Genomic DNA, 13,490 nt, shown 5'->3' with positions numbered 1-13,490 from the left:
CCTCGGTATTGTTCTTAGCAAAGGAAAGATAAGGTATGGCAAATAAACCTTCGGCTATCCATCGCCGATTATTTTTACAAGGCGGCCTTTGTTTTTATTGCAACAAACCCTTAAAAATTGAAGATGCCACTCAAGATCACGTAATCCCCAAATCAAAAGGCGGTGAAGACGGCGATGGAAATATCGTCATTTGTTGCCGAATCATTAATCAATACTTTGGCGATAAATCACCAAAAGAAAAGTTGGCACTAATAATCAGAAATCGAAACAATTTTAAGTGCCCGCGAGAATAACAGAGCAACAAGCCTTGAGGCTTAGCAATGCAATGAAAGCACTTTCAATCTGGCTCAAACTGCCAAAACGATTAAACGTCTCAATGATGTAAATCGTTGAATTCTTAATCGCCCTCTTATGTGATCCCAAAACACGCCGCTTCTGTTAAAATGGCTGATTTGGACAAGCAGACCTCGGCCAGACATGACAACAGAATTCGTTTTCCCTGATCAATATGAGTCATTACTCAATACCAAAATTCAAACAACTCAAGCGTTGTTTACCGATTTTGACATGCCCGAGCCGCAGATATTTGAGTCTGAAAAAAGTCATTACCGCATGCGTTGTGAGTTCAAAATTTGGCACGAAAGCGACCAAAGTTATTACGCCATGCACAAGCCCGGCGAAAAGAATTCTGCCTTCACGATAGACAGTTTTCCGGTTGCGAGCGCTTTGATCAACAAAGCAATGCCGCTTTTATTAGCCGAAATTAATGATAACGATATGCTGCGCAGAAGGCTCTTTCAGGTGGAGTTTTTATCAACGCAAATCGATGAGTTGTTGATTACGTTAATTTACCACAAGCGTTTAGAGAGCGACTGGCAGCAAGAGGCACTTGCTCTGCGCGAACGCTTACGTGGGCTTGTCACCGAAAAACTGGATTTTATTGGTCGCAGCCGTGGCCAAAAATTAAATTTAGATCGCGATTTTGTCTACGAACAATTAATCGTCAACGATAAATCCTATCGCTATCAACAACTAGAAGGTGGTTTTACGCAACCCAACGCCAAAATTTGCGAAAAAATGCTCGCCTGGGCGGTAAAAACCAGTGCGAATTTTGCTGGTAATAGCGATTTATTAGAGCTTTATTGCGGTAACGGTAATTTTACCCTGCCCTTGGCGCAAAACTTTAACAAGGTTTTGGCTACCGAAATTGCCAAAACTTCCGTTGCCGCGGCCCACCACAATATTGACATCAATAAAGTTAACAACATTACCATTGCCAGATTATCGGCGGAAGAATTAGTGCAAGCGTTATCGGGCGAGAGAGAATTTAGACGCTTAAGAGAAATTGATTTAAACGAGTATAATTTTGGCTGTATTTTTGTTGATCCACCGCGTGCAGGATTGGATTCAGCCACCGAGCAATTTTGCAGTCAGTTCGATCATATTTTATATATTTCTTGTAACCCAGAAACACTGAGCGAAAATTTAAAATCGCTCACGCAAACACACACCATTGAAAAATTTGCGCTCTTTGATCAATTCCCTTACACCGATCATATTGAGTCGGGCGTTTATCTAAAACGGAAAGAAAATTCTAATTAATCAGAATGAACAAAAAAACCTTTGATTAACCTAGAGGAAACTCTGATTAACCTAAAGTTTCTCGCGACACAAGGATGTGTCGCCAATTTCAAGAGCGGTAAGCGATTGAAATTGTGAAGAAATTGGAAATCGTATTTTCAATTTCTGTCCTCTGATTAAATCATGGATGAGTTAATCAGAGGTTCCTAGAAGTTTTTACCCATAATTTTTTCGGCGGCGTCGCGCACAAAATCGCCAAATTCTTTTTCGTGGGCCAGACGTTGTTTTTCGTATTCACGCTTTTTGGTTTTTTCGAGTTCTTTCCATTCTTCTAAAATGGGGATGTGTTCGGTTTTTTCTGCCAATAAAAAGAAGGCTTTAAACTCGGTTTTGTCTTCTTCCGAAACACCCAGGCCATTCATCATGGCCCGAATTCTAAGAGCAGCCTCGGTTAGAGTGAGTTGATCGGCGAGCAAACCTTGAGCAATGCGCTGAATAGAATTGTTCATGCGTTTACGCTGATCTTCGTAGGTTTTTTGCTGTTCGGCCTCAACCTGCGCGAGATATTCTTTTTGTTTCTTTAGCTGCCACAAGTAATAACCGGCAACACCCGCCAAAACCGTGATAATGACAATGCCCAAAATCAGCAAATACAACATAAACAACTAACCTTATTACTCAAATATTCAACGAAAAACCAAAAGCCGCTGTGTTTGGCGAGATTTTCGTCACAGTGAATAGACCCACAAAGCATAACACAGCGCATGGATGAATAGCTCAGTTGCAAGGCTTTTGTTAAGATTCCCAAGCGTTGTAACAGCGTGAAAAACTGGTGCTTTAAGCATCGAATTGGTCAACGCACAATCTTCAGCATCTGACAGGATTATCCCATGAGTGGCGAGTTCCACAGCAATGATGAAATTTCCGACAAGGTCAAAGTACTTTGTGGCCACGGTTACGAATATTTCGACCAAGGCGATTTCGACAATGCGTTACGTCTGTTCTATCAGGCGTGGATCACTCTGCCGAGCCCACAAACCGATCGCGTCGAATCCGGTTGGGTGCTAACGGCAATTGGTGATGCCTACTTTAAATCTGGCAAGCATGAACAAGCCATCAACGCCCTAGAATCGGCATTACATTGCCGCGGCATTGACGACAATCCGTTTATCTACCTGCGCTTGGGCCAATCGTTATTGGATACCGAACAACTAAGCAAAGCCCGTAAACTGCTGCTTAAAGCCTATCAACACGGCGGTGCCAAGCTGTTTGAGAAGGAGCCCAGCAGATACCTCGCATCGATTCGGGATTTGATTGGATAGCCAAGTAGCGAACGTCTATGGAAACTCCGTTTGAATTTGATGCCTCTTGCAAAAAGCTATCCCCTGAGGGAAAAGCTCCAGCACCGGCGCGCTCTCCCACGGTGTTGGTATTTGACTCCGGCGTAGGTGGTTTAAGCATCGCACAGGCTTTGGTGGAGCATTTACCCTACGTTGATATTGTCTACGCCGCAGATAATCAGGAATTCCCCTACGGAACCAAAACCGAAAGCGAATTAGTACAGCGCATTGACTATATTTTGCACGCCTTTCAAAAAGCTTGTTCGGCGGATCTGATTGTGGTTGCTTGCAATACCGCCAGCACCATTGCGCTGCCGAGCGTGCGTCAACGTTTTCATCAACCCATTGTTGGTGTTGTTCCCGCCATCAAACCGGCAGCGAGCTTAAGTCACAGCAAAACCATTGGCCTTTTAGCAACACCGGGCACCATCAGCCGCGACTATACCGACGCATTGATTCAGGAATTCGCCCACGACTGCACGGTAATCAAGTGCGGCAGCCGAGGTTTGGTAGAGTTCGCCGAGCAAAAAATACAGGGGCTTTTGGCCTCTACCAATGACGACGGCTCAACAACGATGAGCCAATTGCCAACGTATCTGATTGACGAGTTGCAACCCTTAATTACCGCGCAAAGTGCAGGTATGGATACCGTGGTTCTGGCGTGTACGCACTTCCCACTGGTGAAAGCCGAACTGCAAAGATTAATGCCCGAGGTTAAACACTGGGTAGATTCATCCAAGGCCATTGCAAGACGTGTTGAGTATTTACTGCATCACGAATTTAACCTGCAAGCGCCTACAGAATTACAAACCAAACCCAATTATCGAAGCCTATTTAGTGCTCAACCGCAGAATTTACCCAGCTTATTGAATTACCTTAGCGATTGGTTTGGCGAGAGCTGGTCTGTTGTTAATCAATAAACGTTGCAGAAATACGGTGGTCAGAACTAATCTGCAATATTATTGGTTGTAAATTTCAGTTAATACGTAAACTGAAAGTTTTTGTTCTTGTGGCTTTTAAATAAAATGTTAAATATGAACAATTATAAAAATCGCAACAGTCAATTTTTAGTAAAAGATGGGCTTGCGTTGAGTAGCTCAAATGTTCGGTAATGTTCCTTTAGCATCTAGCATCACATATTAGTTATTTTCGCGATTGTTTTAACAAGTTTTTCTTATTCGCTCTAACCACAAAAAACATAACCATCATCGGACGTGTTAACGAGCGCCGCAAAGCGTTGGCCTCCAGATAGGTTGGATGCTAAGAAAACGCTACGCGTTATGAATGTAATGTGTAGCGATTATAAAATACATGTTCGAGACAAAATGATGTTGATTAGAATTTAGGAACTTCCCATGAGTAGCAGTAGAGAAGCGAGGAAATTAATCCATACAGAACGAGGAAAAGATTGGCTCAATCAATTTGAACCATTGGATCAGGAAATCGCTTCTGCTCTAGCTAACAACCTTACATTGGTCTCTCATAATGAATTTGAAAGGAGTCTAGTATCTGGGATGGCGGAAGTTGATAAAACTATTCCCGGCCCAATTGCGTTTTTTGCAATCCGTGAAATGATTCCACGAAAGTGGGTGTTAAAAGGAAACAAGAATCAAACAGAAGTTTATGTATCAACTCCTTATTACCAGCAAGCACAAGTGGCCAAGGATGGAGTTTCAGTTATACCACTCGGGAATACAGCAGATATTGGAAGTGAAGGAAGAGTTGCTTCCATAATTCGTCAATTCTGCAAAAGAGACACAAAACGGTATTTGAATCACCCGACTCTCGAAAGTTTACGGTCTACGAAATGCAAATCCATAGTTTGCGTGGATGACTTTATAGGGTCTGGTAATAGAGGTTTCGAATTTCTTGACGCCTTTTGGATGGAGAAATCAATTGTATCTTGGCATTCATACAGACTTTTAGACTTCCATGTTATCGCTTACTCAGGCATCGAAACGGGAATAGATTACCTTAGATCTCATAAGTCATCCCCTACTGTACATATTTATAGAGATGCTCCCACATTCAACTCCCTTCCATGGAGTAACGAAAAAAAAGAAGAAATATTTAATTTGTGTGAAAAATATGGAAAGAAAGCCAATAAAAAGCGAAAGCATATGTGGTGGGGCTACAAGAAAACAATGTGTGCTCTTGTATTTGAACACGGATGTCCAAATAATGTTCCAGCAATTCTAGTCGAAGAGGGTAATGAGTGGATTGGGCTTTTTCCAGATAGAACGATAGCAGATACAACATTATCCGTTTTTCCTGGGGAAATTCCTCAGCAAGCGAATATTAAAAGCCTGGATGATATAGGACAAAAGAAGCTCGCAAAGTCACCTAAACTGATTAGACGTGGCGAAGTCGGGAAATTGATACTTGTAATATTGGCACTAATCGCCAAAGGAAAACGCAAAAGATCAACGCTTTGTTATGCTACTGGATTGAGTAATTATAATTGTGACAAGTACCTTTCAAAGTGTATTGAATGGAAATTTGTTAGTCCACAAAAGAGAATTACGCCAACGGGATTAGCCGAATTAAAGGCGGCGAAAAGAATTGGGAAGGTTAAATCTGAACAGCTTGACAAAGGATCAGACTATTATTTCCCTCAACAGTTGAGAAAGGCCACATAGTGACTAGTGTACGCAAACAACTGCCAAGTTGTTGTAACCATTCTTTCAGTGGTTATTGGGGTAAGGATTACCTGATCCCTTTGGATAAGCCTGCGCTGAGCGAGAGCCAAAGCACTCTGGCATTTTCCCTTCGCAGGCTCAGGATGCCAGAGCGCTTTAGCGCTCTGAGTTCATCGGAGTAGTTGCTATGTGGTCTTCTCATTTATATAAACAGGAAGGGATAAAGGCTGGTCGGTCTAGTTTATTGCTCGATGATAGTATTGAACAGATAGAATCTGTATTGGAAATTAGCGACCGGCTACCTTCGATTTTAACTCTTAATCATTTGTCCGAAAGGACGGGGGTTAGTCTTGAACAGTTGAGATCATACGTATCTCGCAAAAACGAGGATGCATACACTAAATTTTCTATTGCAAAAAGGTCAGGAGGCAGGAGATTTATCAAGGTTCCAGCGGTCCAGCTTAATCGCGTACAAAAATGGATACATCAACATATTCTAAGTTCAGCAGTATTCAACAGAGCCAGTTTTGCCTTTGTAAAAGGTAAGTCAATTAAAGACTGCGCGGCGCAGCATTGTGGAGCCACATGGCTTATCAAGCTCGATATTGTGAATTTTTTCGAGTCGATATCGGAAATACAGGTATTTCACATTTTCAACTCTCTAGGCTATCAGCCTCTAATCTCATTTGAGTTGGCAAGATTGTGTACGATTGCAACTCCGAACCACAGCCCACGAAATCGCAATAAGAATTGGCGAGTTATCAAAAAATATAAGGCGATAACTGAATACGACCAGCTATTGTTAGGATATTTGCCGCAAGGCGCCCCCTCAAGTCCTCTACTATCGAATTTAGTAATGAGGAGCTGTGACAACCAGTTAACGAAAATCGCGAAAGAATATGGCTTAAAATATACTCGTTATAGTGATGACATTACTTTTTCTTCACATTCCTCTGAGTTTTCTAGGATCACAGCAAAGGATGTTATTAATAAGGCTAATAAGGTTCTTTCAAAGCAAGGATATTTGCCGCATTATAAAAAAGCGAAAATTGTACCGGTGGGTTCTAAAAAAATTGTGCTCGGCTTAAATATTGATGGAACAACCCCTAGATTACAAAAGGAGTTTAAAGATAGGATCCGGCAGCACCTATATTACTTAAATAAGGTCGGGCCCGTTGCTCATGTTTTAGCAAGAGGGTTTGATTCAGTTTGGGGATTTAAATCTCACCTGAGAGGAATGATTGACTACGCGAAAATGATAGAACCACAGTATGCAGATAGGGTGTTAAAAGAGTTCAATAGCATCGAATGGCCTTTCTGACGAGCTGGTACGGTGTGAATTCCAAGTCAAAAAACGAATTTAGAAGCTTCATATAAACATTTTTTCTTCATTCCGTAGCGCAGAAAATTGCTAAAGAAACTCACCAATCATTCTATATGATCGCTTGGCCACCAAAAATTAGGACAATATCGAGGCTCCGCTTCGCTAAATTTTTTTTGAAACTTTATGCTTGGCGCAAATAAAATACTCTAAACTCATTGATGAGTTTTCCATTATTCAAACATTTTAACGGAATATTTCACTCATTTTTAACCTGCGACGGAATCCATTTTGGCGAATCTTTTTAAGATACAACCTTATTTAAAAGCAATTGCAAACGCAGAAGTATTTATTACCGTAAACGCTCGTATCAGCGAAGCTATGCGCCAAGCCTATGCAGATGAACTTCGCCAAAACGGCCAAAAAGTTGCCATCAGCGCGACTATTTTTAGCTTGCCGCAGTGGATCAATCGTACTCATTCACAATTGCAAATGCTGGACGACAATTTCTCCACAAAGATTGTGATCTCAAAACTGCAACGCGAACTCTTGTGGCGAAAAATTATTGCTAAGCACATTGATACCATGCCAATGGCAAAGCCGGAACACTTAAGTTCTCAGGCAGATTCTGCCTACCGCAGCCTTAAATTGTGGGAAATTGACGACGAAAAATTACCAGAGTTTAATCGCAACGCTCAGCAGTTTCCGTTTTGGACTTGGTTTAACGAGTTTGAAAAAACGCTTGAAGAAAACAATTGGTTAAGCGCCGAAAACCTGCAAGAGCACATTCGTCGCGCCTTTAAAGACGGTTTAATTAAATCATCGGCAAAAATACATTTAATTGGTTTTGATGATATCGCACCCTTAACGCTAAGCATGTTGCAATCCGCCTGTGCAGAGCTTATTGATCATCAACCCACCAACAATACTGCCGCGATAATTAATCGCCTCGAATTTAACAGCCGCGAAGACGAAATTATTGCTGCGGCGCTTTGGGCAAAAAACCTTCTAGAAAATAATCTTGATACTAAAATTGGCATAATTTCACCAAAGCTTGGGCAAACCAAAACTCAGGTAGAACGTATTTTTACCGAGGTATTTGAAAGCCACGCATTTAACATTACCGAACCCCGCTACGCTCTACCCTTTAACTTTTCAGCGGGAACACCACTAGGCTCAACTCCGGTAATTTACGACGCCCTGCGATTGCTGCGTTTGAATATCGGCAAGCAACCCGCCGCCGATATGTTAAATCTTTTAAATTCACCTTTTTGGCAAATAAACAAATTTTCCGGGCTCGCTTTAGTAACTCAAGAAAAAATTCACAAAGCCTGTGTAACGGAATTATCGGCCAACGATGTACGTTATTATTTTTCAGACGATACGCACGCAATTACGCAATTACTAATCGATGCCGATCAACTATATAGACGCGCCGATAATAAACTTTCCGCCAAACGTTGGGTTGAGTTTATTGTTGAACAACTGAGCTTATTAGGCTGGCCGGGGGAACGCCGTTTAGATTCCATGGAATATCAACAGGTCGATCAATTTCAGGAAGTTCTGCAATCGTGTCGTCAGTGGGATTTGCTCGAAGAAACCTTTACCTTCTCGCAATTTTTAACGCAATTATCGCAGCTGTTATTAACCACGCCCTTCCAAGCTCAAGGCAAAGATACTCCCATTCAAATTTTAGGTGCCCTAGAAGCAGCCGGACTGAACTTTGATTATTGCTGGGTATTATCACTGGATGATCAAACCTGGCCCGCAGCGCCCAACCCCAATCCGCTGCTACCGATGGATCTACAACGGCAGTATCAATTGCCGAACGCTACCGCTGAACGGGAACACGCATACGCAAAATCATTAACCCATCGGTATTTAACCTGTGCCAACTCGGTTGTCATCAGCTCTGCCCAGTGGGATGGTGACTGCGAATTAAATCCGAGCGGATTAATTGTTGAAACCACCGCCACGGAATTCTCATTACCTACTCACAATGAAAACCCAGAACAATTAGCAGTAATGCAATCGTTGGATTTATTTGCCGATCACTCAGAAAACAGCCAAGAAAAAACACTTATAACGCCGTTTAAATCGGCGATGACGCAATTATTTGATCAGCGTTCTTTTCAATGGATTAATTGCGAAGACCCTCAACCCTTGGATATTTCTGAACCCCATCGCGCCAGTACATCACTGCTGCAATGGCAAGCCATTCAACCGTTTAATGCTTTTGCAAGATTTCGTTTAGGTCTTAATCCTATTAACGATGCCGAAACACATTTAAGCCCTGCGGTGCGTGGGCAAATCACTCACGATGCCTTGGCGTTAATTTGGGAAACGCTCGAAAATAAAGAAACCCTAGCAACTTATCATGATGACAAGCTCATTGATTTAATTTCGCAAAACGTTGAAAAAGCCATAGATCAGCAAAAAAATCACCTTGGATTTTTAAGCACCGAATTCCGTAAATTAGAAAAACAACGCCAAAGCCAATTAATTTATCACTGGCTGCAACTGGAATTATCGCGACCGGACTTTTCGGTAATTGGTTGTGAGGTAAAAGTAAAAACGGTTTTTCATCATCTTGAGTTTAATTTACGAATCGACCGCATCGATACCATCGGCGAAAAGGTTTTATTAATTGACTATAAATCGGGAAGCTTGCCGAGTACCAACACTTGGTTGCAACCGCGTCCCAGCCAACCACAAATGCCGTTGTATTTTTTATTGCACCAACCACAAGCCTCTGCCATTGCGTTTGCGGCGGTGAACGCAAAAAATCTTGAATTTAAAGGTATTGCCACCGAAGGCATTCACATTCAAGGTGTGCAAATTGCCGATGGTGATAAAACGCCCGATATAGAAGCCTTAAACAGCCTGTGGCAAACGGAGTTGGGATTACTGTGTGACGAATTTACCGCCGGAATTTATCACAATCATTTTTACGAAAATAAACTCACTCAATACCAAGACGATTATTTGAGTTTTAATCGTTACGGCGAAAAAGAATCGCTGCTCGGTTTATGGCAGACAAGCCCAAGCTGGGTATCTAAGGGAGAAAATCCATGAGTGCTGTAAAAACTCCTGAAGATGCACAGGTACGTAATGCCTGCTTGGATATCAGCCAATCGTTTGTGGTTACCGCGCCCGCAGGCTCGGGTAAAACCAGTCTACTCACGCAACGTGCACTTGCCTTGCTGGCGGTGGCCAAAACACCCGAAGAAGTTTTGTGCATTACCTTTACCCGTAAAGCCGCCGCCGAAATGCGTGCACGAATTTTAGGTGCCCTGCACGAATGCCATCGACTTAACGACGATACACCCAGTTACCAAGCGCAAACCTGGCGTTTAGCGCAAGCCGTTATTGAGCAAGATAAAAAACACCATTGGCAATTGCTAGAAAACCCCGGTCGCTTAAAAATCACCACCATTGATGGATTTTGCCGATCCATCACCCAGCAATTGCCTTTAGAAGCTCGATTGGGTGCAGAATTAAATACCGTTGAATATCCCGAGACCGTGTATCGCGAGGCGGCTCAAGAAGCATTATTGTGGCTTGAACGCAGCAATTCGCCGTACCAACAACCGTTATCGGAATTAATTAACAGTCTTGATGGCGACACCTTAAAGCTTGAAAACCTACTCTGCCAATTACTCAGTAAACGTGATCAATGGCTGAATTTATTGCTGCACGCACGTAATCAACGTGAAGCCTTAGAAGACAATACCCGCACCTTAATTCGCGATCAGCTGGCGATAACCCAAGAAAAACTTTGGCAACACGCCAGCGATTTAGCCGTGATTGCCGATTTTTGCGGCAGCCAATTAATTGCCAGTAACAGCGATTCTGTGATTACCGAACTCGCCGGTTGCGTTGATCTGCCTGAAGCAGACGAAGATCATCTACTGCAATGGCGAGCCATCGTAGAACTGTTACTAACGCAAAAAGGTGAATGGCGAAAACGTTTTGATAAAAACATGGGCTTGCCCGCGGGCAAGGATCCGATCAATGTTGAGCGCAAAGCCGGATTAAAAGCCATCATTGATGAACTGCAACAAATACCGGAATTAACCGAACTGTTACAGCGCGTACGCAACTTACCGAGTGCCGAATTCAGCCAACGACAGTGGCAATTTTTGGATAACCTAACGCAGGTTTTACCCTTGGTTGTGGGTCATTTAAAAATTTTGTTTGGCCAACAAGGTGCCGTGGATTTTGTTGAAGTGGCCCAAGCGTCTCTGGATGCGTTAAGCCCAGACAGCGACGGCACTTATAGTGATACTTTGCTTAAACTGGATTATCGCCTGCAACACATTTTGGTGGACGAGTTTCAAGATACCTCGCATGTACAATGGCAATTGTTAAAGCAACTGACTAACGAGTGGCAAAACGGCGACGGCAAAACCTTATTTTTTGTCGGCGACGGTATGCAGTCGTGTTATGGATTTCGCGGCGCCGATGTAAGCTTATTTTTGGAAGCGCGCAGACACGGTCTCGCTCATCTGCCACTGTCGGCCCAAGCGCTAACCACCAACTTTCGCAGCTGTGCCGAAATCGTCGGTTGGGTAAATGAAACCTTTACGCGCGCGTTTCCAGCACAAGATGACATCAGCCGAGGCGCGGTAAGTTACAACCAAGCAACTGCGTTTTATGAACTCACCTTAGATTCCGTTGCGCCAGTTTATCAAGCCGTGCACTGCTACGCCCACGCCATTGATTCGGAAGAAACCAACAATCAGTTACCGCAAGCCAAAACCGTGGTTGATTTGGTCAGCCAACTGAAAAAAGAAAAACCCGATGACAGCATCGCAATCTTGGTACGCAGCCGCTCGCACTTGGCGGAAATTCAGCGTCACCTGTTAAAAGCGGGATTTAAAGGCCAAGCCACCGAAATTGAAGCGTTAAAACAACGTATGGTGGTGACCGATCTAATCAGTCTCACTCGCGCACTCTTGATACCCGACGACAATTTAGCGTGGTTTTCACTCTTAAGAGCACCTTGGTGCGCACTGTCACCACAAGACCTGCTGAGTATTCGCGCCAGTATAGAAGAGCACGCGTTGACCTCAGTACTGAGTTTATTGCTCGATGAACAGCGAATAGAATCCATTGCGTTGGAAGAATCCTCAAAAGCGAAACTAAGCCTTATCGCCAAGGTAATTCGCAATCGGTGGCAGTTGCGCCGACGCAGCACCTTAAGGCACTGGGTAGAATCGACTTGGATCGCGCTTGGTGGCGGCGAAAACTGCATTGAAGCCAGCGACCTAGATAACGCCGAAACCTATTGGCAGCTGCTGGAAAAATTTGATCAAGGCGGATTAATCAGCGATTGGCAAGGCTTTGAGCTGGGTATTGAGCATCTTTACGCCAATACTGCGAAAGACGCCGATCCTAACTTACAAATCATGACGATTCATAAATCTAAGGGTTTGGAGTTTGATCACGTGATCATTCCATCACTGGACAAAACGCCAAAATCCGACGACAAGGAGTTACTGCTGTGGAGCAACTCCGTCAGTATCGATGGTGATGAGCTGTTATTGATGGCGCCACTACCCGAGGTTGGCCTAAGCGGTTTTGATTCGCCAACCGACGAAAGTAACGACAGCGGCGCTAACACGCTGTACGACTATTTACGATCAGAGGCCAAAGCCAAGAATTATTTTGAGTCGGTGCGTTTGCTGTACGTGGGTTGTACTCGGGCAATAAAAAGCTTACATCTATTAGCCAATATTAAACTCACCGAAGCCGGTGAAATGAAATCTCCCGGCGCAAGCAGTGTATTGGCGGCCATTTGGCCGGTGTTCTCCAAACAATGTCAGCTCATTGCTCCAAGTCTGGTTGAATCGTCAAATCAACCTACCGAGCAGGTTCAAGACAGCATTCAGTGGCATAAGATTTTACGCTCCACAAGAACCGAACCCTTCTTGTTTGCCAAAAACAATCTACTCAAGGCTTCTCGTGGTCATGAATATTCTGACGAAATCAACCTGCCGGAACCGCTCAATTTTGATATCACCGCGCAACAGGCATTCGGTACAGTAGCGCACAAAATGCTGGAGATGTTCGCCAACACGGGAATTACACATTGGTCTATCGAAAAACTCGAACAGAAACGTGAGTTTATTAAACGCGAATTCATGCAATCGGCCATTTATGGCATTGAAGCGAACCTACTCACCGCGCGCGTTGTTGCATTGTGTGAAAAAGTCTTAAACTCAAAAATTGGCGTGTGGATTTTGAGCGACCACAAAAATGCCGCCAGTGAGTTTTCTTTAATGGATTGCGACAGTAATCGTAGCTACGTTATCGATCGCACATTTATTGACGAGCACGACGAACATGGCGAAGTTCGCTGGATTATTGATTACAAAACAGCCTCTGTCGCATCCGGTGCTAACATTGAAGAATTCATTGCTTATGAAGTGAATTTGTACGCCGAACAACTCAATCAATATAAACGATTGTTTAGCGCTATCGACTCAACACCGGTTAAGGTTGCACTTTATTTCCCAAGCCTAGATTTACTGCAAGAAATCTCCGAATAAGTGAAAGAATAATGCGATAAATTAAGTCTCTGGGGTTAAATTTTGTCGCCTGAAT

Annotated in this window: 9 protein-coding genes; 8 read left to right on the top strand and 1 reads right to left on the bottom strand. The window is 43.3% G+C overall.

The window, feature by feature from the left end; genetic code table 11:
- Positions 1–35 precede the first annotated feature (35 nt).
- Both ACYQ28_RS02445 and trmA read left to right on the top strand, forming a co-directional pair.
- Complete coding sequence (locus ACYQ28_RS02445) at positions 36–293, top strand: HNH endonuclease (protein WP_460047817.1); 258 nt, start codon at positions 36–38, stop codon at positions 291–293.
- 184 nt (positions 294–477) lie between these two features.
- On the top strand, positions 478–1,602 hold the full coding sequence (trmA, locus tag ACYQ28_RS02440; RefSeq protein WP_460047816.1) for a tRNA (uridine(54)-C5)-methyltransferase TrmA: 1,125 nt from the start codon (positions 478–480) through the stop codon (positions 1,600–1,602).
- 185 nt (positions 1,603–1,787) lie between these two features.
- Here the strand turns inward: trmA and ACYQ28_RS02435 are convergent, their stop codons facing one another.
- Positions 1,788–2,240: a DUF2489 domain-containing protein gene (locus ACYQ28_RS02435; RefSeq protein ID WP_460047814.1), complete on the bottom strand. Its 453-nt coding sequence runs from the start codon at positions 2,238–2,240 to the stop codon at positions 1,788–1,790.
- Positions 2,241–2,471: 231 nt separating this feature from the next.
- Between ACYQ28_RS02435 and ACYQ28_RS02430 the strand changes: the two genes are divergently transcribed.
- The 6 genes from ACYQ28_RS02430 to ACYQ28_RS02405 all read left to right on the top strand — a co-directional run bounded on the left by ACYQ28_RS02430 (position 2,472) and on the right by ACYQ28_RS02405 (position 13,435).
- Entirely contained in the window at positions 2,472–2,903 is a 432-nt protein-coding gene (locus tag ACYQ28_RS02430) for a tetratricopeptide repeat protein (RefSeq protein WP_460047812.1), read from the top strand.
- Positions 2,904–2,920: 17 nt separating this feature from the next.
- Complete coding sequence (gene murI, locus ACYQ28_RS02425; RefSeq protein WP_460047810.1) at positions 2,921–3,841, top strand: glutamate racemase; 921 nt, start codon at positions 2,921–2,923, stop codon at positions 3,839–3,841.
- A gap of 435 nt (positions 3,842–4,276) precedes the next feature.
- Positions 4,277–5,560, top strand: coding sequence for a phosphoribosyltransferase-like protein (locus tag ACYQ28_RS02420; protein ID WP_460047808.1), 1,284 nt, complete (start codon positions 4,277–4,279; stop codon positions 5,558–5,560).
- A 187-nt stretch (positions 5,561–5,747) separates the two neighbouring features.
- A complete protein-coding gene (locus ACYQ28_RS02415; protein WP_460047807.1) occupies positions 5,748–6,881 on the top strand; it encodes a reverse transcriptase family protein in 1,134 nt (377 codons plus the stop codon).
- 291 nt (positions 6,882–7,172) lie between these two features.
- Positions 7,173–9,956 (top strand): PD-(D/E)XK nuclease family protein, encoded by a 2,784-nt coding sequence (locus tag ACYQ28_RS02410; RefSeq protein ID WP_460047805.1) that lies wholly within the window; start codon positions 7,173–7,175, stop codon positions 9,954–9,956.
- Positions 9,953–13,435, top strand: coding sequence for a UvrD-helicase domain-containing protein (locus tag ACYQ28_RS02405; protein ID WP_460047803.1), 3,483 nt, complete (start codon positions 9,953–9,955; stop codon positions 13,433–13,435). The genes ACYQ28_RS02410 and ACYQ28_RS02405 overlap by 4 nt, the downstream gene beginning before the upstream one ends.
- The last annotated feature ends 55 nt before the right edge of the window (positions 13,436–13,490 follow it).

Source organism: Sessilibacter sp. MAH1 (assembly GCF_054658315.1).
This window is presented reverse-complemented; position numbering and strand designations above follow the sequence as displayed.